This is a genomic window from Microvirga arvi (genome assembly GCF_016892765.1).
In the GTDB taxonomy this organism is placed as follows: Bacteria; Pseudomonadota; Alphaproteobacteria; order Rhizobiales; family Beijerinckiaceae; genus Microvirga; species Microvirga arvi.
Genome location: NZ_JAFEMD010000015.1, coordinates 1 through 25,662 on the forward strand (window position 1 = coordinate 1; position 25,662 = coordinate 25,662).

Consider the following 25,662-nt stretch of genomic DNA (forward strand, 5'->3'; position numbering starts at 1 on the left):
CGCGCCCCTCGACAGGACCAGATCTAAGACAACGATATAGCCCAGCTTAGGATGATTGTCAAGAACAAAATGAGAACATAACTCGTATGCCTCCCGAGTCGGTAGCACCCGCCCGGAACTCGCCCCAGGGATTGGCCGTCTATGGACAGGCTCATGTCAAAGCGGTTGGCAGCCATATGGGAAGCCCCTGCAGGGAGTGCTTGGATGAACAAGGGATTTGGTGTGACCGTGACAGTGACGCAGCCTGGCGATCAGGAGGCGAAGACGGCACCCCTGGTGGTCGTCGCTCGCGACGAACGTGATGCCGAGCTGGTGGCGGCACAGGCAGCCGGTCCGAATGCATCCGCCGAAACGCTGCGTGAACTCACGCAGGAAGAGGTCATGGCCTATGAGCTCGATCTGCAAGCTCATGGCTCCGCGAAAGTCCTGCCCATCCTCAACCTGTAGGAAACGCAGCATAAGGGCGAAGCGCCGCAGCGACCGGCACTATCGGCCGATATTCAAGTCGCGGCTTTGCTGCTAGGCAGATTCGAGTTCACCTTGTCCTCTGCTCCATGTCCCGCCCGTTGATCATCATCCGCTTCCCGACCTGTGAATGGACTGTATCCGTCGCCCAGGTGAGGCGGGATCAGCACCACCGTATCGGCGTGAGGCGACCTGCCCGCTGCCTGTTGGCGCAATCGGACCTCCGGCAGGAAGGCCGCCTCGCCCACGAGACACGCCGACGGTGAGCGCGATGCACGGTAAGCCAGGCTCGCTCACGCCATCCTCCTCCGATGCGTCCACGGACCGTCTCCGGTTCTTCTTTCAGCAAGCCCCAGGCATGATCGCGATCGTCAGCGGGCTCGAACACGTGTTCGAGTTTGCCAACCCGGCTTACCTGGATCTCGTTGGCAGGCACGACGTCCTGGGACAAAGGGTACGCGATGTGCTGCCGGAGCTTGAAGAGCAGGGCACCGTCGCCGTGCTCGACAAGGTTTATGCGACAGGCGAACCGTTCATCGGACGGAGGATGCCTATTGCCTTCCAGCGGCAGGCGGACGCCCCGGCGGAGACCCGGTATATCGATTTCGTTTATCAACCCGTGGCGGATGACCAGGGGAGAGTGACAGGCATCTTCGCCCAGGGATTCGACGTTACCGAACAGGTTCGGACCGAAACAGCTTTCCAGGAGAGCGACGCTCGCTACCGGCTGTTCTCGGAGGAGACGCGGGAAGGCGTCGTCATCCACAACGGCAAGGTCATTCTCGACTGCAATCCCGCCTATGCGCGCATGTTCGGCTACGACGATGTTGCCGATGTGGTGGGGCGCCCCAGCACGGCTTTCGTAACGCCGAGGAGTGTCGCCCTTCTCCAGGAGAAGGGAGCCCTCGATAACGAGGAGCCATACGAGATCGAGGCCATCCGCAAGGACGGTTCCGTCTTCCCGGCTGAATTCGTGGGACGGCCCAGCACGTGGCAGGGCCAAAAGGTGCGGATCGGCTTGGCGCGCGATCTGACCGAGCGCAAGCGGCGCGAGGCCGCGCTGCGCGACAGCGAGGCTCATTTCGCTGCGATCTTCGACCAATCCGCTGCCGGATTTTCCGAGGTCGATCCGACGGGGCGCTTTCTCCGGATCAACGACCGCTTCTGCGAGCTCGTAGGGTATACCCGCGAGGAGCTCCTGAGCGGTCGGCGCATGCAGGACATCACCCATCCCGACGACCTGCCCGAGAACCTCCGCCTGTTTCAGAAGGCTGTCGAAACCGGCGAGCCGTTCCAGATCGAAAAGCGCTACATTCGACCGGACGGTTCGGCCGTGTGGGTCAGCAACACGGTGACCCTCATCCACGACGAGATGGGACAGCCGCAAACGATCGCCTCCGTGAGCCTCGATCTCACGGCCCGCCGGGAGGCCGAGACGGCCTTGCGCCAAAGCGAGGCCCGCCTGCGGGTGGCCCTTGATGCCGGCCGGATGGCGGTGTGGGAAAGCGACACGCGCACCAACTCCGTTTCGACCTCTCCCGAACTCAACCGTCTCCTCGGTTTCCCGGAGGCGGCCACCCCGACCGTCGATGAGATCAGGTCGCGCTATGCCCCGGGTGCTCAGGACCGCCTCCGGGCAGCCGCCGCAGCAGCCCTCGGCCGGGGTGAGCGTTATGCGGAGGAAGAGCTCGAAGTGATCTGGCCCGACGGCTCACACCATTGGCTGCTCGTGAGGGCGGAGTTGGAATTGACGCCCAAGCCGGCGGGAGGTGTCGACGTCAGGGCCATGGGCGTTGCCTTCGACATCACCGAGCGCAAGCTCTGGGAGGAGCGCCAGCGCCTCCTCATCAACGAGCTCAACCATCGGGTCAAGAATACCCTCGCCACCGTTCAGTCGATCGCCATGCAGAGCTTCCGCGATACAGGGGAAACGAGCGGTTCGAGTTTCACGGCGTTCCAGAATCGCCTGTTCGCCCTGGCCCGCGCCCATGACATCCTCACCCGTGACAACTGGGAAGGGGCGGAGCTTCGCGAGATCGTCGGCGAGGTCGTCGAACCCTATTGCCGTCAATCGGGCGGACGCTGCGACATCGACGGGCCGCGTGTCCGGCTGACGCCGAGCATGGCGCTCGCGCTGTCCATGGCGGTGCATGAGCTTGCGACCAATGCGGCGAAGTACGGATCCCTGTCGGTGTCAGCGGGGCAGGTTTCGATCTCGTGGACGATCATGCCCGGTGAACCGAGGCACCTCGCTCTTGTCTGGCAGGAGCAGGGAGGTCCGCTCGTCGCGCCGCCTGCACGCAGAGGATTCGGGACGCGACTGATCGAGCGCAGCCTGGCGCAGGAGCTCGCGGGCGAGGTGAGCCTTGCCTATGTTCCGGCAGGCGTCGTCTGCACGATCAAGGCTCCGCTGCCCGAGGGCTCCGCCTGATCACCTATCCTAATCCTGGATGTGAGCCACGACGCTTGTCTACCCGCCGCCAAGGTGGTCGCTGCCGGTGCCGCCAATGACAATCTTGGTGACTCCAAAAAGCTTCGTTCTTGTTCTTGCAAGCCATCAGGCTGGCATTGGGCCGTTAGGAATTTCAGGACTCTTGCCGCCACGCTGCAGAATCCTTTCGGAGGAGGTGCAAGCCTCAAGGAAAATCGTCCGGGGCTCTGCGATCGCTGGTCAGCCGTTTTGCCAAGCTCTTGTTTTTCGCGACCTGTCGCCCATAACGCTACAGTCGGCATAGCAAAGGCTGGATCATGCCCCACTCCCGAGACGCTCTCCCAGTGGCTCCGCCCCACCCGGGGTGGATCCTTCGTGATCAGGTCCTGCCCGGCCTCGGTCTCTCCGTCAGCCAGGCTGCCCGCGAGCTTCGCATCGCGCGTCAGACCCTGCACCGGGTTCTTGCCGGGAAGGCGGCGGTCAGTCCCGAGATGGCGACCCGCTTGGCCCGCCTCTCCGGCACGACACCCCGCTTCTGGCTCGACCGGCAGCAGCAGCACGACCTGTGGCACGCGGAGCAGGCGCTCACAGGGATTATCGGGCTGATCCCGACCCACACCCTCCCGGCTGCCCTTCAGGCTGAGATTGGACTTCGCCATGGCCGCTAAGCCTCAGCCTTCCCGCAAAGCTCGGACCGGAGTTGCGGGCCTGGACGACATCCTCGTCGGAGGCCTGTCCCCTGGCCACGTCTACCTGCTGGAGGGCAGTCCCGGCACCGGCAAGACCACCATCGCCCTCCAGTTCCTGCTTGACGGGGCTAACGCTGGAGAAACCGGGCTTTACATCACCATGTCCGAGACCGAGTCGGAGCTGCGCGACGGCGCGGCGTCCCATGGCTGGAGCCTCGGCGACAGCGTTCACGTTTATGAGCTCGTGCCGCCGGAGAACCTGCTCGACGAAGAGCATCAGCAGAGCCTGCTTTACTCGTCCGATCTCGAACTCGGCGAAACCACCAGGGCCGTGTTCGCAGCCATCGACCGAGTGAAGCCGGTCCGCATCGTGATCGACAGCCTGTCGGAGATCCGCCTTCTGGCGCAGAGCTCCCTGCGCTACCGCCGCCAGATCCTGGCCATGAAGCATTACTTCGCGCGCCAGGGCGCGACGGTCCTCCTCCTCGACGATCTGACCACGGACACCAACGACAAGACCGTTCACAGCCTCGCCCATGGGGTGATCCGCCTGGAGGGGCTGACGCCCAATTACGGTGCCGAACGCCGCCGCCTGCGGGTGATCAAGTATCGCGGCCAGTCGTTCCGGGGCGGGTTCCACGACTACGTGATTGTGGAAGGAGGCGTTCAGGTGTTTCCCCGCCTCGTCTCCGGCGAGCACAAGACGAACTTTGTCCGCAATGTCCTCACGAGCGGAATCGGCGAGCTCGATGAGCTCCTCGGCGGCGGCATCGAGCAGGGCTCGAGCACGCTGGTGATGGGCCCGGCCGGCACGGGCAAATCCCTTCTGACGGTGCAGTTCGCCATCTCGGCGGCCAAGCGCGGCGAGAAGGCGGCCCTTTTCATCTTCGACGAGGAGCTCGGCCTCCTGATCGATCGGTGCAAGCTGATCGGCATCGACTTGGTGGCACTGTGTGACTCCGGCAACCTGTTCATCGAGCAGGTCGATGCCGCCGAGCTCTCGCCCGGCGAATTCACCGACCGGGTGCGCACCAAGATCCATCGCCATGGCGTGAAGACGGTCGTGATCGACGGCCTGAACGGCTACCAGGCCGCCATGCCGGAAGAGGAGTTTCTGACCCTGCACATCCACGAGCTGCTGCAATACCTGAACCGGCAAGGTGTCTCGACATTCCTGACGGTTGCGCAGCACGGGCTTGTGGGCGACATGAAGTCCCCCGTCGACGTTACGTATCTCGCCGACACCGTGATCCTGCTGCGCTACTTCGAAGCGTTCGGTCAGGTCCGGCGGGCGATCTCGATCATCAAGAAGCGGTTCGGTTCGCACGAGAACACCATTCGCGAGATGCGGATCACCAACAAGGGTATCGGCCTCGGCGAACCCCTGGAGGGCTTCCAAGGCATTCTGCGCGGCACCCCGGTCTTCACCGACGGCGACCGCACGCAGCTGCTCAAAGATCGTTGAGCATGAAAGACGTTCTTCACCCGCATTCGGAGCGCGCGATCATCCTGGCGCCCCATGGGCGCGATGCGGCGATCGCCGCCGACATCCTGCGCAGCGTCGGAATCGCGTCGGAGGTCTGCCCCGACATGCCGGCGCTCGTGCGCGGGATTGCGCAGGGTGCGGGCTTTGCGATCATCACCGACGAGGCGCTCCGCACGGCGGACCTGAAGGATCTGTCCCGTTGGCTCTCGGATCAGCCCCCGTGGTCGGATTTCGCCTTCGTGCTCCTCACCCTTCGCGGCGGGGGCATCGAGCGCAATCCGACCCTGGCGCGTCTCTCCGATGTTCTCGGCAATGTCGTATTCCTGGAGCGTCCCTTCCACCCGGGAACGCTGGTGAGCGTCGCCCGATCGGCCTTGCGCGGGCGACGCAGGCAATACGAGGCCCGCGCAAGGCTTGAGGACCTGCACCAGGGCGAAGAGCGCCTGAGGGCCGGTCTCGACAAGGAGAAGCGCGCCGCGGAGCATCAACGGTTGCTCATCGATGAGCTGAACCACCGGGTGAAGAACACCCTCGCGACGGTGCAATCCATCTCGGCCCAGACCCTGCGCACGTCGGACACGAAAGAGGGCGCGCGCGATGCGCTGGAGAGGCGGCTTCTCGCCCTGTCCCGGGCGCATGACGTTCTCACCCGTGAGAGCTGGGACGGGGCCGACCTGGTGGAAGTCATCGAGAAGGCTCTCGAGCCCTACCAGACCTCGGGTGAGAACCGGATCCACATCACCGGTCCGCATGTGCGCGTGACGCCTCGCATGTCGCTCGCCCTGGCCATGGCCATGCACGAGCTGGCCACCAACGCGGTGAAGTACGGCGCCCTGGCGAACAAGACCGGCACCATCGAGGTGTCGTGGAAGGTGCAGAACGGGGCCGCGCCTCCCAGATTGACCCTGCGCTGGACGGAGGCCGGCGGGCCGCCCGTCATCCCGCCGCGCCGGCGCGGGTTCGGATCCCGTCTCATCGAACGCAGTCTGGCGAATGATCTGGATGGCCAGGTGGAGATTGCGTTTGCTCCCACCGGCGTCGTCTGCACGGTCGACGCCCCTGTGACGTAGATCCCGAGCTTTCCACGAATGCATGGCGGGGCTGCCCTGTGGATTGCGGGCACAGAAAAGCTTTGCCGTTCGGATAATTTCTTCACCCTCTCCGCCCTAGGTTATGGACAGGTCTGGAGAAAGACGCCTCGTGCGATACCCACCCCAAATTCTGGAAGAGATCCGCGCCCGGCTGCCGGTTTCGGCCGTCGTCGGCAAGCGCGTGCGTCTGAAGAAGGCGGGGCGGGAATGGAAGGGGCTGTCGCCCTTCAACGCGGAGAAGACGCCGAGCTTCTACGTCAACGACCAGAAGCAGTTCTACCACTGCTTCTCCTCCGGCAAGCACGGGGACATCTTCACCTTTCTCATGGAGACCGAGGGGCTCTCCTTCCCCGAGGCCGTGGAGCGGCTCGCCGGCGAAGCGGGGGTGCCTCTGCCCAAGGTTTCCCAGGAGGATCGGCAGGAGGAGGTCAAGCGCAAGAGCCTCTACGACGTCATGGAGATGGCGGCCGCCTTCTTTGAATCCTCCCTGCAGGACCGCCTGGGCGCCAAGGCTCGGGACTACCTTGCCGGCCGTTCCTTAAGCCGGGAGACGCAGGGGCGCTTCCGCATCGGCTACGCTCCCCCCGAACGGTTTGCCCTGCGGGACCATCTCGCCGGCAAGGGCGTGCCCATCGAGATGATGGTGGAGGCGGGGCTCCTGATCGCGGGCGAGGATGTGAAGGTCCCCTATGACCGCTTCCGCGACCGGGTCATGTTCCCGATCTGCGACCTGCGCGGCCGGGTGATCGCCTTCGGCGGGCGCGCCATGAGCGCCGACGCGCCGGCCAAGTACCTCAACTCCCCCGACACTCCGCTCTTCAACAAAGGGCGTCTCCTCTACAACTACCACCTCGCCCGCCAGCCGGCCCATGACCGGGGCACGGTGATCGCGGTGGAGGGCTACGTCGACGTGATCTCGCTGAGCGTCGCGGGCTTCCCCCACGCGGTCGCGCCGCTGGGCACGGCGCTCACGGAGGACCAGCTCACGCTGCTCTGGCGCCTCGCGGAGGAGCCGATCCTCTGCTTCGACGGCGACAAGGCCGGTCAGCGGGCGGCCTACCGGGCGCTCGACGTGGCCCTGCCGAACCTGATGCCAGGGAAATCCTTGCGCTTTGCCATGCTTCCCGAGGGGCAGGATCCGGACGATCTCGCCCGCGCGGGCGGCGGCGCTGCCGTCGAGCGGGTGCTCGCGGCAGCCCGGCCCCTGGTGGACGTGCTTTGGGCCCGGGAGCTTGAAGCGGGGCCCCTCGACACCCCCGAGCGGCGGGCGGCCCTGGAGCGGCGGCTTCGCGAATCACTGGCACTGATTCGCGATGAAACCCTGAAGAAATACTACCGGGAGGATGTGGATAGCCGCCTTGCGGCTTTGAGTCCCGACACCAGGCCCAGCCGTTTCAACCGCCAGAATGCGGGTGGGCGGCGCGATTTTCAGAAGCCCCAGCCGATGACGCCAAGCTCCCGCCTGAGCGTCTCGCCGATGCTCGCCCGCAGCGCGCTTTTTGCCGGCGGGACGGCCGAGAGTCCCCGGGAAGCGATGATCCTCTGCACGTTCCTGGCTCACCCGGAACTCCTTCAAAATCATGCAGAAACCCTTGCGGATCTTGAACTTGAACGCCGCACCACCCAAATGGTGCGTAATCTCCTGCTCGATGGAGCGGCGAGCGGCGACCCTGCCGACCTGACGGTCATGAAGGCCCGCCTTGAGCGGGCCGGCCTCACAGCCGAGGCCGACAGGCTGACGGCTCTGGTCCGTCCTGGCGACCGGTGGATGCTCGATCCTCACGCGGATCCCTTGCGTCTTGAGGACGCATTGAGGCAAGCCATCACCTTGCATCGCCGCGCACGCACGTTACATAGCGAACTTCGGGCTGCCGAGCGCGCACTCGCCGAAGAGGACAATGAGGCCAATCTCGCCTGGTTGCGGGAGGTCCAAAACCAGCTGTCCTCCGTCGAGGGTGCCGAGGCCGACATGGACAATGCAGGAACCCCAGGGGGTCACTGACGTCTGTCTTGTCAGAATGCTGCAAGCTGAGCAGTTGCGGAAGTTTGAGCAGGGGATGGTTAACGGTTAGTCAAGCGACTTGCTGTTTATAGTCGGGAATGAATTTCGGGTGGTGGAGCCCTGAGCTTGCCGCCCATTCGCGCATCGCAGGTCCTGTAGGGGGGATGGGCGAAGCGCTGGAGTTGAGCAAAGCATGGCAACGAAGACAACCGGCGGCGACGAAGGTGATACGACGACGACAGAGCAGCAGAGCGATGGGCCTCTGCTCGACCTGAGCGATGCCGCCGTCAAGCGGATGATCAAGCTCGCGAAGAAGCGCGGCTATGTCACCTATGATGAGCTGAACGAGGTTCTGCCTCCCGAGGAGTTCAACTCGGAGCAGATCGAGGACGTGCTCGGCCAGCTTTCCGAGATGGGCATCAACGTAGTCGAGTCCGAAGAGACTGACGAAAATGCCCAGCCGGAGGCCGAGGAGGAGGAGGCCGAGGGCGGCGATCTCGTCGAGGCCTCGCAGACCCGTGCCGTCGCGGTGCGCGAGACCACGGCCAAGGAGCCGACCGACCGCACGGACGATCCGGTGCGCATGTACCTGCGCGAGATGGGCTCGGTGGAGCTTCTCTCCCGCGAGGGCGAGATCGCGATCGCCAAGCGCATCGAGGCCGGCCGCGAGGCGATGATCGCAGGGCTCTGCGAGAGCCCATTGACCTTCCAGGCCATCATCATCTGGCGCGACGAGCTCGTCGAGGGCCGGGTGCTCCTGCGCGACATCATCGACCTCGAGGCCACCTATGCAGGCCCCGACGGCAAGGGCGCGCCCAAGGTCGACGCCCTGGGCGATGGCGAGGCCGAGGAGGAGGCTCCCGAGACCGAGGAGGGCATGACGCCGCCCGAGGGCGATCTCGACGACGACGACATGGAGAACAACGTGTCGCTCTCGGCCATGGAAGCCGAGCTGAAGCCGCGCGTTCTCGAGACCTTCGACTCCATCGCCGACAACTACAAGAAGCTGCGCCGCCTGCAGGTCGAGCATGTGGAACAGCGCATGCAGAACAAGCAGCTGACCCCGGCCCAGGAGCGCAAGTACAAGGAGCTCAAAGCGGATATCGTCGCGTCGGTGAAGTCGCTGTCGCTGAACAACAACCGCATCGAGGCCCTGGTCGAGCAGCTCTACGACATCAACAAGCGCCTCATCTCCCATGAGGGCCGCCTGATGCGCCTGGCCGAGAGCCACGGCGTCGCCCGCGAGGAGTTCCTCAAGCACTACCAGGGCTGGGAGCTCGACCCGAAATGGGTGCTGCGCGTCTCCAAGCTCGGCGGCAAGGGCTGGAAGGACTTCGTCGCCAGGGCGAAGGACGGCATCCACGATCTGCGCGAGAACATCCACAACCTGGCGAGCGAGACCGGCCTGGAGATCCAGGAATTCCGCCGCATCGTCATGATGGTGCAGAAGGGCGAGCGCGAGGCCCGTCAGGCGAAGAAGGAAATGATCGAGGCGAACCTGCGCCTCGTGATCTCGATCGCCAAGAAGTACACGAACCGCGGCCTGCAGTTCCTGGACCTGATCCAGGAGGGCAATATCGGCCTCATGAAGGCGGTCGACAAGTTCGAGTACCGGCGCGGCTACAAGTTCTCGACCTATGCCACCTGGTGGATCCGGCAGGCGATCACCCGCTCGATCGCCGACCAGGCCCGCACGATCCGCATTCCGGTGCACATGATCGAGACGATCAACAAGATCGTCCGCACCTCGCGCCAGATGCTGCACGAGATCGGCCGCGAGCCGACCCCGGAGGAGCTGGCGGAAAAGCTGGCCATGCCGCTGGAGAAGGTGCGCAAGGTCCTCAAGATCGCCAAGGAGCCGATCTCCCTCGAGACGCCGATCGGCGACGAGGAGGATTCGCATCTCGGCGACTTCATCGAGGACAAGAACGCGATCCTGCCGATCGACGCGGCGATCCAGTCGAACCTGCGCGAGACGACGACGCGGGTGCTCGCCTCGCTCACGCCGCGCGAGGAGCGCGTGCTGCGCATGCGCTTCGGCATCGGCATGAACACCGACCACACCCTCGAGGAGGTCGGCCAGCAGTTCTCGGTGACCCGCGAGCGCATCCGCCAGATCGAGGCGAAGGCCCTGCGCAAGCTGAAGCACCCCTCGCGGAGCCGAAAGCTCAGAAGCTTCCTCGATAATTGAGACACTCAGGAAGGCGGGTTTCGGACCCGCCTTTTTCGTTCTAGACCGCTCTCATGATCATCAGCCTCACCGTCATTCTCCTGTGCCAGCTCCTGGGCGAGGTCGTCGCCGGTGGGCTCGGCTGGCCGATGCCCGGTCCGGTGCTCGGCATGCTGTTCCTGCTCGTTTTCCTGAGCCTGCGGGGCCGGATCGCGACGAGCGTGCCCGAACTCGGCAAGACGCTGGACTCGACGGGCAAGGGGCTTCTCGCCCATCTCTCGCTGCTGTTCATTCCGGCGAGCGTCGGCGTCGTCCAGCGGCTCGACGTGCTGGCGGAATACGGCATCGGTCTCGCGGTGGCTCTCGTCGTCTCGACTTTCGTCACCCTCGTCGTCACCGTCGTGACCTTCGTGGTGGTGTCGCGCCTCAGCGGCTCCTCCATCGAGACGCCGGAGCAGGAACGGTGACCGATTCAGCCTTCTCCCTCTGGGTCTATCTTTCGCAGACGCCGCTGCTCTGGCTCGTGGTGACGCTCGGCGCCTATGTGATCGCGGACCGGATCTCGCTGGCCTTCAAGCGCCATCCTCTGTGCAATCCGGTGCTGATCGCGGTGGTCGCCGTGGCGCTCGTGCTGTGGGCGACCGGCACGTCCTATCCCATCTATTTCGAGGGCGCGAAGTTCGTTCATTTCCTGCTCGGCCCCGCGACGGTGGCGCTGGCCATCCCGCTCTACGAGAACCGGCACATCGTGCTGCGCTCCATCGTGCCGATGATGGTGGCGCTCGTGGTCGGCTCGGTGACGGCCATCGTCTCGGCCGTCGCCATCGCGCAGCTCTTCGGCATGCCGGACCCCATCCTCGTCTCGCTCGCCCCGAAATCCGTCACCGCCCCGGTCGGCATGGGCATCACGGAGGCGCTCGGCGGCGATCCTTCGCTGACCGCGATCCTCATCATGCTGACCGGCGTGACCGGCTCGATCATGGTCACGCCCCTGATGAACGCCTTGCGCATGAAGGACTGGCGCGCCCGCGGCTTTGCCGTGGGCTTGGCCTCCCACGGCATCGGCACCGCACGCGCCTTCCAGGTCAATTCGCTGGCCGGCACCTTTGCCGGCATCGCCATGGGGCTGAATGCGCTGGTGACGGCGCTGCTTCTGCCCTTCGTTCTGCGGCTGCTGCTGGATTGATCACGGCATCGGGGTTCGTTTATCGTCCTGTCCGATGCTGCCGGTCGTATCGTCCGGCTTCGCCAGAAGCGCCGGCACGATGCCGTCGGCGACGAGGGCGTGAAGCTGCCCAATGTAATTGTCCTCGCGTGACGGCTCGGTCGGATCGGAGGTGATTGTGACGGTCAGCCCGAGGCTCGGGATCACGTACAGCATCTGCCCGCCGAAGCCCCAGGCGTAATAGGCCGTATGCCCGCGCATGTCCCGGATGAACCAGCCGTAGCCATACCGGTCGCCGGTGAAGGGCGAGGATGTGCGCGGTGTCCACGACTCGCGAATCCAGCTCTCCGACACCACGCGCCTGCCGTCGATCGTGCCGCCCTGGCGATACAGCTCGCCAAAACGATGGAGTGCGCGCGGCGAGAGCGCCATCTCGTTGCCGCCGAGATAGATGCCCTGCGGGTCGCGGGTCCAGGGCGCGACGGTGATCTCCAGCGGCTCGCCGATCCAGTCGCGGGCGAGCTCCAGCGTGCTGCGCTTCGAGGCCGTGGTGAGCGCGGCGGAGAGGAGATGCGTGCTGCCGGTGGAATAGAGCATGCGCCCGCCGGGCTCATCCACGAACGGCCGCGAGAGCGCGTCGCGCACCCAGTTGCCGCTGCTGATCCAGGCGCCGTAGTTGCGGCCCGAGGTGCGCTCCAGCCCAGCCTGCATGGAGAGCAGATGCCCGATGGTGATCTGCCTCACGCGCGGATCGGCGTCTGCCGGGACGCTCCGCTCCAGGATCGAGGCCACCGGCTGGCCCACGCCCAGCAGCACCCCACGCTCGATGGCGATGCCGACGAGGGCCGACATGATGGTCTTGGAGGCCGACTTGATGTTCGTCGACCGCGCGAGTCCGGCCCCCTTGAACGCCTGTTCCGCCAGGGCGGTCCCGTTGTGGGACACGATGAGCGTGCGGAGATTGGGCAGGCCCTCGGCCCGCTCGACCGTCTCCTCGATCAGCCGGGCGTCGGGCGTGACAGCCTGGGGCGGGGAGGCGGGGTGAGCGGCCGCACCGAGGCTGCCGACGACCATGAGAACGAGCGCGAATCCGGCGACTCGGAGGTCGAGGCGGGGGAAGGGAGGCATGGCTGGCGGTTATCCTGCTGTCGCCGAACAAGCCTCCAGATGGACCTGCGTTCCGCGGCTACAACCGATCACACGCCAATGTGACCCGATGCAAACCATGCACTTACCCATCGTCAGCCCTGCGCCTGCGACATTTGCTCTTAGGAGCCAGATCGCTTATTTGCATCCTACTTCGTAAATATAAGGCAATCCACATGATAAGTTCGTGGTTTACCCGCCCGCTCTGGCAGCGGGTCGCGGTGGGCTTTGCCCTTGGCATTCTCGCCGGCGTCCTCGCCGGGGAGCAGGCGGCAATCTGGTTCAAGCCCCTCGGCGACATCTACCTAAACCTCGTGCGGATGATCGTGATCCCGCTCGTGTTCTTCACCATCACCTCCAGCGTGGCGAAGCTCGCGGAGGCCGGCAACGTGGCGCGCTTGGGCTTGCGCACCCTGTTCTGGTTCGTCGCGACCTCGACGATCGCCGTGCTCGTCGGCATCGCGTTCGGCCACTTGATCGACCCGGGCATCGGCTTGTCGAACCTGCCGCTCGGCGAAGTGAAGCCGCGCACCATCCCGACGCCGCTCGAGGTGCTGATCGGCATCGTGCCGACCAACCCGATCAAGGCCATGGCCGACACCAACGTGCTGCAGGTGCTGTTCTTCGCAGGCATCGTCGGCGCGGCGCTCGTCTCGCTCGGCGAGAAGACCGCAGGCATCCGCAGCCTCGTCGATCAGGGCGCCACGCTCGTGTTCCGCATCACCCGCTGGGTGCTGCAGCTCACGCCCATCGGCACCTTCGGCCTGATCGCCTGGGTCGTCGGTCGCTACGGTCTGTCCTCGCTGCTGCCGCTCGGCAAATTCATCGCGGCCATGTATCTCGCCTGCCTGTTCCACATCATCGTGGTCTATGGCGGCCTGCTGAAGCTGCATGGACTGAAGGTGGGCCGCTTCTTCCGCGGTGCTGCGCCGGCCATGCAGATGGCCTTCGCCACCTCGTCGAGTCTCGCCACGTTGCCGATGTCCCTGCGCGTCGCGGTCGAGAAGCTCGGCGTGCCGCAGAGCTATGCAAGCTTCGCGGTTCCCCTCGGCGCCAACGTGAAGATGGACGGCTGCGGCGCGATCTATCCCGCCATCGCGTCGATCTTCATCGCGCAGTATTTCGGGCTCGATCTTTCGCTCACGCAGTATGTCCTGATTGGTCTTACCGCGGTGCTCGGTTCGCTCGGCACCGCCGGCGTGCCCGGCACCTCCATCGTGATGCTGACGCTCACCTTGAGCACCGCCGGCCTGCCGCTGGAAGGCATCGGCTACATCATCGCCATCGACCGCGTGGTCGACATGATGCGCACCATGACGAACGTCACCGGGCAGGTGCTCGTGCCGGTGCTCGTGGCGAAGGAGGAGGGCGTCCTCGACCAGGCCGTCTATGACGGCGCTGTCGAAACGCACGCCCCGGTCGGCGAGGCGGTTCTCGTCGCGGCTGAGTAAGGGCTGCAGCGGCTGACAACGAAAAAGGCGGGCCGTTGAGCCCGCCTTTTTATTGGCCTGAGCGATGCGCTCAGAACAGGAAGTCCGAGGCGCCGATCAGCGAGACCTTCACGTTGAGCAGCGCGATCGACTGGCCATCCGCTTTGATGATCACGTCATCGGCCACGCCGTCGCCGTCGCCATGACCTCGGGCAATACTGAGTTCACCGAAGCTCAGGCCGTTGCCGCGCAGGTCGATGCGGTCGACGCCGTTCCTGAAGTCGGTGATCTTGTCGGCGCCCCACTTGCCGGTGAAGCGGAAGCTGTCCGCATCGGAACCGCCGGTAAGCGTGTCGTTGCCGCTGCTCCCGTTGAGCCTGTCTTTGCCGCTATCCCCATAGAGCCGGTCATTGCCGCTGTCGCCCGCGAGCGCGTCGCTGCCGGTGCCGCCGTAAAGCTTGTCGTTGCCGGATTTGCCGTAGAGCTTATCGTTGCCGCCCAGGCCCTTGATCGTGTTGGCGGCCGAGGTGCCGGAGAGCGTATTGGCGGCCGCCGTGCCGTTGATCGTGCCGCTGCTGGTCGTGCCCCCGGCCGGATCGATGAGATCGAGCTTCACGTTCGAGGATCCGACAGCCACCTGCTTGGTCACCGGGGAGTAACCGCCGCCAGAGAAGGTCACCGTGTAAGTGCCTGCCGTCAGGGCCAGGCTGTAGCCGCCTGCGCCTTCCGTGATGGCAGTATACCTGGCTCCGGTCGAGCTCACGGCCGTCACCGTGAGGCCGCCAAGCCCTTCACCGATATCATAGAACCGGTCGCCGTCCTTGTCGTCCATGGTGACGCCGGTCAGGAAGGTCTTGGTGCCGGAGCGGGCGAAGTTCTGGGTGACGAAGGCCGCGTCCCAGGTCAGGTAGCCGCCGGTCTGGAAGCCGACGCCGATCTCCTGATAGCTGCCGTTGAGGATGTTGGCCTTGTGGCCCGGGCTGTTCATCAGGTTGGTGTGCAGGAGCTCCACCTCGTCCTGGAGGCCCGCAGGAGACCGCAGGCTGGCCCAGGCGATATTTTCCGCCGAGGCCCACGATCCGGTGAAGCTGTAGCCTGCCTTGACCATGCGCTCGTGCGGAGAGGAGCCGCTGAGCCCCGTGTGGTCGAAGACATCGGCCGAGATCATCCAGCTGCTATGCGCGTCCGCCGAATCGTTGAGGTTGCCGTTGAACGCGAGCGGCTGGGCTCCGGTCTTCGCGCGCTCCCGATTCACCAGCTCGAGCATCAGCTGCTCGTATGACGTGGCCTGAGACATGAAATACCCCTTGTTTCTTATGAACGTTCCCGATTGCCGGGCTTATTGCTTGGTTTGTTGCATTAAATCCCAAATGGGAAAAAGTTGTGACCTCGATGACATTTTGTTTCAACTGCCAGACGTGCTCCGCAGGAACGGGAACTCTGCCCCGCCTAGGCCGTAGCCCTGGATTGCAGCATCGGAAGGGGATCGGCGTCCAGTTCTGGTCTATAGGAAGCTTGGAAACGCCGCCCGGAAGGGGCAAGCCTGAAGGCTTGAACCGATAACAAAGAACGCTCGATGGACACCAAATCACCTGTCATGCCCGCTGCATCCCTCCAGACCCAGGCGGAGAGGGTCGCGGTCCCGATCCTCGCCGCCATCAGCGTGTCCCATCTGCTGAACGACCTGATCCAGTCGCTGCTTCCGGCGATCTACCCGATCCTGAAGGCCAATTACCGCCTCGACTTCGGCCAGATCGGCCTGCTGACGCTCACCTTCCAGATGAGCGCATCGCTGCTGCAGCCACTGGTCGGCACCTTTACGGACCGCAGGCCGCAGCCCTTCTCGCTCGTGGTCGGCATGGGCTTCACCCTGATCGGGCTGCTGACGCTCTCGCAGGCCCATTCCTATCCGATGCTGCTTCTCGGTGCGGCCCTCGTCGGCATGGGATCCTCGGTCTTCCATCCGGAATCCTCCCGCGTCGCCCGCATGGCGTCGGGCGGACGGCACGGGCTGGCGCAATCGGTGTTCCAGGTCGGCGGCAATGCGGGCACGGCTTTGGGGCCGCTGCTCGCGGCCTTCATCGTGGTGCCCTTCGGACAGGGCAGCATCGCCTGGTTCTCCGCAGTGGCGCTTCTGGCGATGCTGATCCTGTTCTCAGTCGGCCGCTGGTACCAGGCCAAGCTCGTGGAGCTGAAGGCAAAGCCGAAAGCGGTGCAGAGGATGTCTTCGCTGCCGCGCAAGCGCATCATGATGTCGATCACGATCCTGATGCTGCTGGTCTTCTCGAAGAACTTCTACATGGCGGGACTCACCAGCTACTACACCTTCTACCTGATCTCGAAGTTTCAGGTGTCGGTGCAGGATGCGCAGGTCTACCTGTTCATCTTCCTCGGGGCCGTGGCGGCGGGCACGCTTCTCGGCGGCCCTGTCGGCGACCGGATCGGACGCCGCTACGTGATCTGGATCTCGATCCTCGGCGTCCTGCCCTTCACGCTCCTGCTGCCCTATTCCAATCTGTTCTGGACGGCGGTGCTGAGCGTCATCATCGGTCTGGTGCTGGCCTCCGCCTTCTCGGCCATCCTCGTCTATGCGATAGAGCTCGTGCCGGGCCGCGTGGGCACGATCGCCGGCCTGTTCTTTGGCTTGTCCTTCGGCATGGGCGGCCTCGGCGCCGCTGCGCTGGGACAGCTTGCCGACATGACGAGCATCGAGACCGTCTACAAGGTGTGCTCGTTCCTGCCGGCGATCGGGCTTCTCGCCTATTTCCTGCCGAAGATCGAGAAGGCGCGCCTCTAAGTTTCCGCATCGATTCCCGGACTTCCTCAAAGTCTGTCCCAAAAAGGTTGGCGGGATTCCCTCCCCCTTGCGGGGAGGGATTAAGGGTGGGGGTCGCAAAGTCGGAGCGCTGCTCATGATGAGTACAGGCAATGCTCTCTACCTCGTCATCACCGGCCTTGTGCCGGTGATCCCGATCGGAAAAGCACTGAGCCCCACCGTATCGGGATGGCCGGGACAAGCCCGGCCATGACGGAGACGTCTCATCCGGTCGCACCACCCCCACCCCTGCCCCTCCCCGCAAGGGGGAGGGGAAAGCAGCCCAAGGCGGCACCTCAGAGCAGGGCTGCCCTCGCGGCGCTTTCCAACGCCTTCATCATCATCCGGTACGGTCCGGGTCCATGGCTGATGCGGGCGACACCGAGTTCAGCAAGCCGCACCGCGGATGGCGCCGAGGCGCTCGCCATGATGTTCACCGGCAGGGGCGAGCCCTCGACGACGCGCGCAATGAGCTTCTCATCGACGAGCCCCGGCACGAACAGCCCGTCCGCGCCGGCATCGGCATAGGTGCGGGCACGCTGGAGAGCTTCTTCGACGAGGCCTTCATGCATATCCGACGAGGCAGCGAGGAACACGTCGGTGCGTGCGTTCAGGAACGCAGGAATGCCCAGCCTTTCGGCTGCGTTCCGCGCACTCTTGAGCCGGGAGGCCTGATCTGCCGCCATGCGCAACGGGCCGGTCTCGCGAGAACTATCCTCGAGGTTGCAGCCGATGGCGCCGACCTGCAGCGCACGGGCGACGGTGGCACCGACGTCCTCAGGCGTGGTCCCGTATCCGCTTTCCAGATCGATCGTCACCGGAAGACCGGTCGCGGTCACGATGCGCTCCAGGTTGGAGAGGGCGAGATCGAACGGCATGTGCTCGCCGTCGTCGAAGCCATGCGCTGCCGCAACCGACCAGCTGCCGGTCGCAATCGCCTTCGCGCCGCTCGCCGTAACGGCTTTGGCGCTGCCGGCATCCCAGGCATTGAACAGGATGATCGGACGGCCCGGAACGTGGAGCGCCTTGAACGTTTGAGCCTTCGTCTTCTGATCGGACATGTCTCACCTCAGGTTTGCTGTTGTTCTGCTGCCATACGGCGCTCGTGTTCGAGCAGCCATTGCTTGCGCCAGATCATTCCGCCGTAGCCGGTCATCGACCCGTCGGCGCCGATGACACGATGGCAGGGAACGATGATGGCTACCTGATTGGCGCCATTCGCCCGCGCGATGGCTCGCACGGCATCGGGACGGCCCATCACACGGGCGAGTTTGCTATAGCTGCGCGTCTGCCCCAACGGGATGTGACGCAGCGCATCCCAGACGCCGGCCTCGAACGCGGTGCCCTCCTGGACGACCGGGATATCGAATGAGGGCAGGCGGCCGGAGAAGTATTGTGCCACCTGATCGGCGAGCCTGTCGAGCATCGGATGCTGCCCGAAGCTGATCGGTCCCGTGCGTTCGCGCAGGCGCCTGATCTCGTTCGGGAGCGCTTTCCGTTCGGCAAATTCGAGCAGGTGCACCCCCGCATCGTCCACCACGGCCAGCATCGCGCCGATGGGCGTGTCGAGCCATTGCGCCGTGAGGATGGAGCGCGTCGCCAACCGGATCGGCGCGTCGCCGATGAGCCTGCTGATGGCGTCGCGAAAGCCGCTGCCGGATTCATAGCCGGCATCGAGTTGAGCCTCCATGACGGAGCCTCCCTGCTGCAGGGTGCCGATGGCGAGACCCAGCCGCTGCGACCGGGCATATTGCGTGAAGGTGATGCCGTACTCGCGCTGGAAGGCGCGGCGCACGGTGGAGGGATCGTAGCCCAGGGCCTTCAGGTCTCCCGCACTCCACCGCCTGTCGGGCTCCGCCTTGATCCTGTCCTTCAGAGACTGGAGAGCTCCGCTCGTGGGCGGCTTGATGTCGAGAGGCTTGCAGCGCAGGCAGGGGCGAAAGCCCGCCTCCTGGGCGGCGTCCCTGCAGGCAAAGAACACGACGTTGTCGCGCTTCGGCTTACGGGCCGGGCAGGTCAGGCGGCAGAAGATGCCTGTCGTCCTCACGCCCACATAGGCAAACCCCTCGTAAGAGGGATCGCGGGCGATGAGAGCGGCAAAGAGGGTGTCGTCGTCACGAAGCATGGGCATGACGATGTTCTAGCGCAGAGCTTAAGCCCGTGTCGCCGGAAACGAGGCGTATATTTTTCTTTTGCCGCGCCTAATGCCTCTACTGCCACGCATAGTTGAAGCTGATGCTGATGCGTTCGCTCTCGGCCTCGTTGAGCGGCACCTCGTGGCGCAGCCAGCTCTCCCACAGCAGCACCGTGCCAGGGGACGGCTTCATATAGGCGAACTGCCGGTTTTCCGGCTTGGCCTTGGCCTTGCGCGGTGGGGCTGCCATCATGAAGCCGAGGCGCGGGTCCTCGAGCTTGAGCGCGCTCGCCCCATCCGGGATGGTCACGTAATAGGTGCCGCTGATCACCGAATGCGGGTGGATGTGCGAGCTGTGGATGCCGCCGGGAGGCAGGATGTTGATCCAGATGCTGTCCATGACGAGCTTGCGGCCCTGGAGGTCATATTCCAGCTCCTTGGCGAAGGCCGCCACGTGCTTGTCGACCTCCTTCAAAAGGTCGCCGAAGACCGGAACGCGCCAGGGCAGGTCGTTGAGCGAGGCATAGGACGTATAGCCCGGATAGCCGTGCTTGGCGCACCAGCGCTGCCCGGCCTCGTCGTCCTCGGCGATGGACAGGGAGGCGGCCTCCAGCTCCCGATTGCGAAGCTCGGCCTTGGTGCCGGTCAGCTCGGCACGGTAGACTTTGGTGACGAAAAGCGTATCGATGCTTACCATGGATCGGCTCTATTACGGGGGCTGCCGTCTGTCAAAATGATTGGCTGCAAAATGATTGCCCGATTGAGACACAAATCAGCTTTTCCCGGCGAATGCCCCCGCGACTTGAACGTTTGGCACTGACAACACACCTTGGCCTTATGACGCTCACTCCCTCGATAGACTTCCCGGACGATCTCCTGACCATGGCCCGAAGCCTGGACGCCGAGACCCTGTCGCGCGTCATTGCCCTGCGGGACTGGCTCGTCACGGTGGGAGCGCGGATGGAGGACTCGAACGAGGTCCTGAACGGCTTTCTCAACCGGCTGATTGATGTGGGACTTCCCATCGACAGGGCGGTCTCGGCCATCGAGGCGCTTCATTCGGAATATGCGGGCATCGGCCGGTTCTGGACCCGTGAGGAAGGCACCGTCGTGCGCTACCTGCCTCACGGCGACCGCCGCGAGGACATCTATCAGTCGAGCCCCTTCGCCTATGTGAACCGCACCGGCCAGTGGCTGATCCTCGATCTGTCAAAGACCCCTGACGATCTCTTTCCCATCGTCCCGGAGCTGAAGGAAGCAGGCTATCAGCAATACGTCACCATCCCGATCCGCTTCACCAACGGGGCCGAGAACGCGATTTCGTTCGCCACAAGAACGCCGGGCGGCTTCGGCCTGCGCGAGCTGACGATCCTGCGCATGGTCATCCCGTCCTTCGCCCTCGTGACGGAACTGCGCGCAACGAGCAACCGACTCGACGAAGTGCTGCGCATCTATGTGGGTGATGGTCCCCACAAGGCTATTCTTTCAGGTGCGATCCAGCGCGGACAGGTGACGCGCATCCGCTCGGCCATCCTCTTCGCCGACATGCGCGACTACACGCACATTTCCTCGACCCTGAGCCCCGAGAGCGCGGTCGAGCTGCTGAACACATATTTCGACTGCCTCGTGCCTCCTATCGAGGACGAGGGCGGCGAGGTGCTGAAATATCTGGGCGACGGCATTCTCGCCATCGTGCGCGACAAGGGCGACGATACGGGAGGGGCGGCGCAATCGGCGCTGACGGCGGCCACGCATGCGCTCCGCCGCGTCGAGGCGGCGAACAGCGAGGGGCGCTTCCCCGTGCCGATCAGCGTGGGCTTCGCCCTGCATCATGGCGATGCGGCCTATGGCAATGTCGGCTCCGGCCAGCGACTCGATTTCACGGTGATCGGGCGCGACGTGAACCTCGCAAGCCGCATCGCAGAGCTGAACAAACGGCTCGCCGAGCCGCTGCTCATGTCCAAGCCTTTCGTCGAGCACCTGTGGGGCAATCCGACACCGCTCGGTTCTCATGCAGTGGAAGGATTCGAGGAGGCGATCGAGGTCTATCGGCCTTAGAAACCATCGCGCCCGTGAGGCGCCTCGAGATCCATGACGGGCCCGAGCGGCACGATGCCCGTCGGATTGATGGTCCTGTGGCTCTCGTAGTAATGGCCCTTGATGTGCGCCATGTCGACGGTCTCTGCAATGCCGCCGGTCTGATAGAGATCGCGCAGATAAGCGGACAGATGCGGATAGTCCGCGATCCGGCGCAGGTTGCACTTGAAGTGACCCACATAAACCGGATCGAAGCGCACGAGCGTGGTGAATAATCGGATGTCGGCTTCGGTCAGCCTGCTTCCGCAGAGATAGCGCCGTGAGGACAGGCGGTTGTCGAGAAAGTCCAATGTCCCGAAGAGTGGGCGGACGGCTTCTTCATAGGCCTGCTGCATCGTCGCAAAGCCTGCCTTGTAAACGCCGTTGTTGACGCTGTCGTAGATGCGCGCGTTCAGGCTGTCGATCTCAGGCCGCAGATCCTCGGGATAGTAGTCGCCGGGTTTCGCGCCGATCCCGTCGAAGGCGGCGTTCATCATGCGGATGATCTCGGCGGATTCATTGTTGACGATCGTGCTTTTCGTTTTGTCCCAGAGCACGGGCACGGTGACGCGTCCCGAATAGTCGGGCTTGGCGGCCGTATAGACCTGATGCAGGTAGTGCGCTCCATTAATTGGGTCCGGAACGACACCGGGACCCTCCTCGAAGGTCCACCCGTGCTCCAGCATGCGCCAGTGCACGACGGAGACGTCGATCATCGATTCCAGCCCTTTCAGCTTGCGCATGATCAGGGTGCGGTGTGCCCAAGGGCAGGCGAGCGAGACGTAGAGGTGATAGCGCCCGGGCTCAGGCTTGAACCCCCCGTCTCCGGTCGGGCCGGGAGAGCCATCCGCGGTGACCCAGCTCCGGAACACCGCATTCGTGCGCTGGAACCGCCCGCCCGTGCTCTTGGTGTCATACCACCGGTCCTGCCAGACACCGTCGACAAGCAGACCCATCTCATCCTCCACGCACCATGAAAGCAGACAGATGGTCGTTTCCCGCAGGCTTCAAGGGGAGCGTCCGCCACCTCGGGCATGGGACAGCCGCAACCGAAGGGGCAGGCCAGAACCGGCTTGACGGGGTTCGAGATGTATTCCAGGAACAGGGCAGGGCCGACCTCGTGCGGTCCCACCCTTGGGTGACGAAAGGTTTGCCTCCGACTGAAGAAAGGCATGCCTTCCCTGAAGGGCCTGTAGCTCAATGGTTAGAGCCGGCCGCTCATAACGGTCTGGTTGCAGGTTCGAGTCCTGCCGGGCCCACCACTCAGATCATACGCCTGCTTACTTTTGGCTTCTTCTGAAAAATACATACTATATCAGTGGCTTAGCCGCCCATTCTGGCCATTCAGAGCGTCTCCCGAGGGCTTTGGCGCGCCCTCCAAGCCTCGTCGTCAGCCCAATTCTCCGGAACTCCTAACCGCGTTTCCGACCCTCAGGTACCGGCATGCAGGAGACTGGTTCGCACGTGGACAGAGGCTGATTCGCCTCTGATATGTTGATTCTGCCTCGCTATGAACGGCCGCTCATAGCGAGGCATGACCCCACAGACTGCGATCTGAGTCTTTGCAGATTGATTCGAGTCCTCTGCCTGCTCCTCCCCACGTGAAGCAACAGACTTGTGACGGCATTGAGTGGCGTCGAGCGGCCATCAGGCGTTTTGGTGCATACGACTGGCTATAGCTGTATGCACAAATCTGCGATTGCAGCCCGCTTCAGTCGAAGTGTCTAACCGATGACAGCTTCAGCCTCGATCTCAACCGCGTACTCCCCAACCAAGCGCGAGATCTCAAGCAATGTATTTGCAGGTCTCACGGCTCCGAAGTACCGACCATGCACCCGGGAAACGGGCTCCCAGTCATCTGCATTGCTGAGATAGACACGCGTTCGGATTGTGTCCGCGAGCGTTCCGCCCAGAGAGGCGATGCTCGCTGCGATCTTATCCAGGATGTAGACCGCCTGTCCTTCGGCATCGCCAGGACAGATGATTTCACCTGTGCCGTGGGTGGCCGTGGTTCCGCTGACAAGAATGCGATTGCCGATCCGCACTGCACGGCTGTAGCCACAGATGGGCTCCCAGACGCTGCCGGAATCAATACGCAGGCGGTCGGGACGCCCGTCGATTGGGACTGCCGCGAACACCGGCGGAAAGCTCTCGAGGTGATCGCTGAGATCGCCGGACGCGGTAAGGAAAGGCGGGCGACGGTACTCGTCACCGCAATCCCCTGGGATACGCCGAGTGGACACCAAAGCCTCGTCGATCCGCTGTTTGTCATCTTCGCCCAATGAGAACGAAAACAGGGCTGCATTGTCGGCCCGGTGCTCGCGCTCTCCCAGCCGAGCCCCAACGATGACAGCCGCAACGGCCGGCTGTTCGAGCACCCAGCGCGTGGCCACATTGGCAACGGACACGCCGTGCTTGCGAGCAATCTCCTGCAAGGCCGCCAGGATCGTCTGGAGAGACGACCACCCTCCGATGGTGTCGATGAAGCGCTTGTACTTCGACTTGCTCCAATCCTCAACGGACGTCGGCTCCGGCGCACCCACCCAGCGGTCCGTCAAGAAGCCGCCTCCGAGCGTACCGTAGGCCAGCAGACGCACGCCGGTAGCGAGACAGAAAGCGCTCATGCTCTCCGCGGCGCGGCGGTCGAGAAGGGAGAAGGAGACCTGGTTCGACACGATCGGGACGCCGTGCTTCACCAGCAGACGCAGGTGGTCGGTATCGAAGTTCGTCACGCCGAGATGGAGAATGCGCCCTTCACGCTGCAGCGCGACAAGCTCCTTCATGGCATCGATATAGCCGGGGTGTTCGAACATCCACCAATGGAACTGCAGAAGGTCAATGGTTTCGACGCCAAGGCGCTCCAAGCGCTCGGCAATGCCAGCCCGCACGACGTCCGCGGTCATCGGCCCGGGCGTGGGACACCATTTGGTGAAGGCCGCCGGGCGCCGCTGCTCAGACCCAACCTGCATGCTCAAAAATCGGCCGGTGATCAGCTCCGCACTTCCGTAGTGGTCAGCCATATCGAAGCTGTCAAAGCCGTCGCGGGCGTAGTCAGCCATGGCGGATGCTGCAGCGTCGCGGTCCAAAAGGCGGCCGTTCCGTTCCATATCGGCCACTTGCCAGAGGCCTGTGACCACTCGGCTGATCTCGAGCCCGGGTGCGAGCAGTGTCCGATCGGGGCGAAGGGGCATGGTCATCTCCGTCAAAAAGGCGAAGGCTCCGCGCCGGGCGCGGAGCCTGTGTCAACGACGAAACAGGTTTTAGCGCGACGGGATCTTGGCCTTTATGGCATTGACCTCATCGACTCCCATCTGGCCTACGGTCGTGATCTCACCGTTCTGAATCCGCCACAGACGGAAGGGGCCGGTGATATCGCCATACTGGTCGAAGCTCACAGGTCCGATGACGCCCTCGTAGTGCACCGGCTTGCCCTCCTTGATGAGCTGGAGCGCCTTCTTGAAGCCCTCTGGGCCGGCATGGATCACTTCGCCATTGCTCCCGGTGACCTTGCGAATGGCGTCGCGGATGGCCGCCGCTTCAAACTTGCCGGCCTGAGCGACCGCAAGACCGAGAATTGCCGCCGCATCATAAGCTCTGTCGGCGGCGGGGGCATTGGCGTCAAAGCCGCCGGACATTGCCGGATAGGCCTTTGCAAAGTGCTCGGTCGAGGGTGTCGTGGTGGTGCCCGACGAGGTCCCAAAGGCATCGTTCAGATAGCGCGGCCCGACGTCGCGGATGAAGTCCGCGCTGTTCATGCCATCGTTCAGGAGAAACTTCGCGGCGCCGCCCTGCGAGATCCAGGTGCGTGCGATTGCCGTGCCGTCGCCGGGATAGGAGACGAGGTAAAGGGCAGGTGGATCTCCCTCGATACCGCGAGTGACCTCCGGCGCATAGGAGGCCTGGCCCTGGTTGTAGGGCGTTATGGATGTGATCTGGCCCCCAAGCGCCTCATAGGCACGCTTGAACTCCGCCACCATGTTCACGCCGAAGTCGTTATTGACGTGAATGACCGCAATCTTCTTCAGGCCTTGATCGATCGCGTACTTCGCGGCCGCTGTGCCTTGGAGCGCATCCGATGTGATGGTGCGGAAGAAAACGCCGTTGGTCTTCCCCTCTTGCGCAGTCCGCGTGAGCGTCGGCGACGAGGAGGCGGGCGAGATTTGAACGACGTTCGCCGGCGCCGTCACCGAGGTCAGAATGGGCAACGACACCGAGGATATGATGCCGCCGATGATCGCCGGCACGCGCTTGAGGTCAACGAGTTGCCGGGCTTGGTCGACCGCAACCGAACCTTGGCTCTGCGAATCCCGAAGGTCTGTGGCGAGCTGGCACCCAGCGGCGCCGCCGGCCTCGTTGATCTCCTTAAAGGCAAGCTCGATGGATTTGGCTGCAGCCTGGCCGAAGCGCCCGGCCGGACCGGTCAGCTCCACGACAACGCCGACCGTGTGCGTACAAGGCTGCTGTGCCAATGCTGGCAGCGGCGCGAGAGCGATCGCGAGGCTGGCGGCTGAAACAATGGATGTAAAGCGCACGGTGAACACTCTCCCTTGGTCTGATCCGCC

Annotated in this window: 20 protein-coding genes and 1 tRNA gene; 13 read left to right on the forward strand and 8 right to left on the reverse strand. The window is 64.0% G+C overall.

The genetic code is table 11. The features are described 5' to 3' along the window. Positions 1-204 precede the first annotated feature (204 nt). The 9 genes from ILT44_RS11210 to ILT44_RS11250 all read left to right on the forward strand — a co-directional run bounded on the left by ILT44_RS11210 (position 205) and on the right by ILT44_RS11250 (position 11,520). Positions 205-447: a hypothetical protein gene (locus ILT44_RS11210; RefSeq protein ID WP_204239665.1), complete on the forward strand. Its 243-nt coding sequence runs from the start codon at positions 205-207 to the stop codon at positions 445-447. A gap of 289 nt (positions 448-736) precedes the next feature. Further along, on the forward strand, positions 737-2,896 hold the full coding sequence (locus tag ILT44_RS11215) for a PAS domain-containing sensor histidine kinase (RefSeq protein ID WP_255549707.1): 2,160 nt from the start codon (positions 737-739) through the stop codon (positions 2,894-2,896). A 317-nt stretch (positions 2,897-3,213) separates the two neighbouring features. Further along, positions 3,214-3,564: a HigA family addiction module antitoxin gene (locus ILT44_RS11220; protein WP_204239667.1), complete on the forward strand. Its 351-nt coding sequence runs from the start codon at positions 3,214-3,216 to the stop codon at positions 3,562-3,564. Then, positions 3,554-5,050, forward strand: a complete 1,497-nt coding sequence (locus ILT44_RS11225) for an ATPase domain-containing protein (RefSeq protein WP_204239668.1) — start codon at positions 3,554-3,556, stop codon at positions 5,048-5,050. Before ILT44_RS11220 ends, ILT44_RS11225 begins: the two co-directional genes overlap by 11 nt. 2 nt (positions 5,051-5,052) lie before the next feature. After that, a complete protein-coding gene (locus ILT44_RS11230; RefSeq protein ID WP_204239669.1) occupies positions 5,053-6,141 on the forward strand; it encodes a sensor histidine kinase in 1,089 nt (362 codons plus the stop codon). A 130-nt stretch (positions 6,142-6,271) separates the two neighbouring features. After that, the gene (gene dnaG / locus ILT44_RS11235) at positions 6,272-8,164 is read left to right on the forward strand and encodes a DNA primase (RefSeq protein ID WP_204239670.1); all 1,893 of its coding nucleotides are present in this window, start codon (positions 6,272-6,274) and stop codon (positions 8,162-8,164) included. Between the two features lie 193 nt (positions 8,165-8,357). Further along, on the forward strand, positions 8,358-10,355 hold the full coding sequence (rpoD, locus tag ILT44_RS11240) for an RNA polymerase sigma factor RpoD (RefSeq protein ID WP_204239671.1): 1,998 nt from the start codon (positions 8,358-8,360) through the stop codon (positions 10,353-10,355). 53 nt (positions 10,356-10,408) lie between these two features. Continuing rightward, positions 10,409-10,801: a CidA/LrgA family protein gene (locus tag ILT44_RS11245; RefSeq protein WP_204239672.1), complete on the forward strand. Its 393-nt coding sequence runs from the start codon at positions 10,409-10,411 to the stop codon at positions 10,799-10,801. Beyond that, on the forward strand, positions 10,798-11,520 hold the full coding sequence (locus ILT44_RS11250) for an LrgB family protein (RefSeq protein WP_204239673.1): 723 nt from the start codon (positions 10,798-10,800) through the stop codon (positions 11,518-11,520). The genes ILT44_RS11245 and ILT44_RS11250 overlap by 4 nt, the downstream gene beginning before the upstream one ends. Here the strand turns inward: ILT44_RS11250 and ILT44_RS11255 are convergent, their stop codons facing one another. Beyond that, a complete protein-coding gene (locus ILT44_RS11255; protein WP_204239674.1) occupies positions 11,521-12,627 on the reverse strand; it encodes a serine hydrolase domain-containing protein in 1,107 nt (368 codons plus the stop codon). A 194-nt stretch (positions 12,628-12,821) separates the two neighbouring features. Here ILT44_RS11255 and ILT44_RS11260 point away from each other — a divergent pair, with 194 nt between their 5' ends. After that, positions 12,822-14,096 carry a dicarboxylate/amino acid:cation symporter gene (locus ILT44_RS11260; protein ID WP_239468116.1) on the forward strand — a complete coding sequence of 425 codons (1,275 nt, stop codon included), beginning with the start codon at positions 12,822-12,824 and terminating at the stop codon, positions 14,094-14,096. A gap of 70 nt (positions 14,097-14,166) precedes the next feature. On the opposite strand, the gene ILT44_RS11265 is transcribed toward ILT44_RS11260, so the two are convergent. Further along, positions 14,167-15,372: a CAP domain-containing protein gene (locus ILT44_RS11265; protein ID WP_204239675.1), complete on the reverse strand. Its 1,206-nt coding sequence runs from the start codon at positions 15,370-15,372 to the stop codon at positions 14,167-14,169. Between the two features lie 300 nt (positions 15,373-15,672). Between ILT44_RS11265 and ILT44_RS11270 the strand changes: the two genes are divergently transcribed. Then, positions 15,673-16,872: an MFS transporter gene (locus ILT44_RS11270; protein WP_305070690.1), complete on the forward strand. Its 1,200-nt coding sequence runs from the start codon at positions 15,673-15,675 to the stop codon at positions 16,870-16,872. 314 nt (positions 16,873-17,186) lie between these two features. On the opposite strand, the gene ILT44_RS11275 is transcribed toward ILT44_RS11270, so the two are convergent. The 3 genes from ILT44_RS11275 to ILT44_RS11285 form a co-directional block, all read right to left on the reverse strand. Next, positions 17,187-17,951, reverse strand: a complete 765-nt coding sequence (locus ILT44_RS11275) for an isocitrate lyase/PEP mutase family protein (RefSeq protein WP_204239677.1) — start codon at positions 17,949-17,951, stop codon at positions 17,187-17,189. 8 nt (positions 17,952-17,959) lie between these two features. Further along, positions 17,960-19,015 (reverse strand): bifunctional transcriptional activator/DNA repair enzyme AdaA, encoded by a 1,056-nt coding sequence (locus ILT44_RS11280; protein WP_239468124.1) that lies wholly within the window; start codon positions 19,013-19,015, stop codon positions 17,960-17,962. Between the two features lie 85 nt (positions 19,016-19,100). Further along, positions 19,101-19,721 (reverse strand): TIGR02466 family protein, encoded by a 621-nt coding sequence (locus tag ILT44_RS11285; protein ID WP_204239679.1) that lies wholly within the window; start codon positions 19,719-19,721, stop codon positions 19,101-19,103. Between the two features lie 185 nt (positions 19,722-19,906). Here ILT44_RS11285 and ILT44_RS11290 point away from each other — a divergent pair, with 185 nt between their 5' ends. Further along, on the forward strand, positions 19,907-21,082 hold the full coding sequence (locus tag ILT44_RS11290) for an adenylate/guanylate cyclase domain-containing protein (RefSeq protein ID WP_204239680.1): 1,176 nt from the start codon (positions 19,907-19,909) through the stop codon (positions 21,080-21,082). Here ILT44_RS11290 and ILT44_RS11295 read toward each other — a convergent pair. Then, entirely contained in the window at positions 21,079-22,056 is a 978-nt protein-coding gene (locus ILT44_RS11295) for a glutathione S-transferase family protein (RefSeq protein WP_204239681.1), read from the reverse strand. The genes ILT44_RS11290 and ILT44_RS11295 overlap by 4 nt on opposite strands. A 230-nt stretch (positions 22,057-22,286) precedes the next feature. Here ILT44_RS11295 and ILT44_RS11300 point away from each other — a divergent pair. Then, positions 22,287-22,362 (forward strand) — tRNA-Ile (locus ILT44_RS11300). A gap of 462 nt (positions 22,363-22,824) precedes the next feature. Here ILT44_RS11300 and ILT44_RS11305 read toward each other — a convergent pair. Together ILT44_RS11305 and ILT44_RS11310 are read right to left on the reverse strand one after the other, a co-directional pair. Next, entirely contained in the window at positions 22,825-24,291 is a 1,467-nt protein-coding gene (locus ILT44_RS11305) for an aldo/keto reductase (RefSeq protein ID WP_204239682.1), read from the reverse strand. A 69-nt stretch (positions 24,292-24,360) separates the two neighbouring features. Continuing rightward, positions 24,361-25,632, reverse strand: a complete 1,272-nt coding sequence (locus ILT44_RS11310) for an ABC transporter substrate-binding protein (RefSeq protein ID WP_204239683.1) — start codon at positions 25,630-25,632, stop codon at positions 24,361-24,363. Positions 25,633-25,662 lie beyond the last annotated feature (30 nt).

Bases quoted from the DNA above. Each gene is read 5' to 3' on its own strand.
- ILT44_RS11260 (WP_239468116.1), top strand. From the start codon at position 12,822: ATGATAAGTTCGTGGTTTACCCGCCCGCTCTGGCAGCGGGTCGCGGTG.
- ILT44_RS11215 (WP_255549707.1), top strand. From the start codon at position 737: ATGCACGGTAAGCCAGGCTCGCTCACGCCATCCTCCTCCGATGCGTCC.
- ILT44_RS11270 (WP_305070690.1), top strand. From the start codon at position 15,673: ATGCCCGCTGCATCCCTCCAGACCCAGGCGGAGAGGGTCGCGGTCCCG.
- ILT44_RS11275 (WP_204239677.1), bottom strand. From the start codon at position 17,951: ATGTCCGATCAGAAGACGAAGGCTCAAACGTTCAAGGCGCTCCACGTT.
- rpoD (WP_204239671.1), top strand. From the start codon at position 8,358: ATGGCAACGAAGACAACCGGCGGCGACGAAGGTGATACGACGACGACA.
- ILT44_RS11210 (WP_204239665.1), top strand. From the start codon at position 205: ATGAACAAGGGATTTGGTGTGACCGTGACAGTGACGCAGCCTGGCGAT.
- ILT44_RS11230 (WP_204239669.1), top strand. From the start codon at position 5,053: ATGAAAGACGTTCTTCACCCGCATTCGGAGCGCGCGATCATCCTGGCG.
- ILT44_RS11255 (WP_204239674.1), bottom strand. From the start codon at position 12,627: ATGCCTCCCTTCCCCCGCCTCGACCTCCGAGTCGCCGGATTCGCGCTC.
- ILT44_RS11265 (WP_204239675.1), bottom strand. From the start codon at position 15,372: ATGTCTCAGGCCACGTCATACGAGCAGCTGATGCTCGAGCTGGTGAAT.
- ILT44_RS11305 (WP_204239682.1), bottom strand. From the start codon at position 24,291: ATGCCCCTTCGCCCCGATCGGACACTGCTCGCACCCGGGCTCGAGATC.
- ILT44_RS11285 (WP_204239679.1), bottom strand. From the start codon at position 19,721: ATGGTAAGCATCGATACGCTTTTCGTCACCAAAGTCTACCGTGCCGAG.
- ILT44_RS11245 (WP_204239672.1), top strand. From the start codon at position 10,409: ATGATCATCAGCCTCACCGTCATTCTCCTGTGCCAGCTCCTGGGCGAG.
- ILT44_RS11280 (WP_239468124.1), bottom strand. From the start codon at position 19,015: ATGCTTCGTGACGACGACACCCTCTTTGCCGCTCTCATCGCCCGCGAT.
- ILT44_RS11290 (WP_204239680.1), top strand. From the start codon at position 19,907: ATGGCCCGAAGCCTGGACGCCGAGACCCTGTCGCGCGTCATTGCCCTG.
- ILT44_RS11295 (WP_204239681.1), bottom strand. From the start codon at position 22,056: ATGGGTCTGCTTGTCGACGGTGTCTGGCAGGACCGGTGGTATGACACC.
- ILT44_RS11220 (WP_204239667.1), top strand. From the start codon at position 3,214: ATGCCCCACTCCCGAGACGCTCTCCCAGTGGCTCCGCCCCACCCGGGG.
- ILT44_RS11225 (WP_204239668.1), top strand. From the start codon at position 3,554: ATGGCCGCTAAGCCTCAGCCTTCCCGCAAAGCTCGGACCGGAGTTGCG.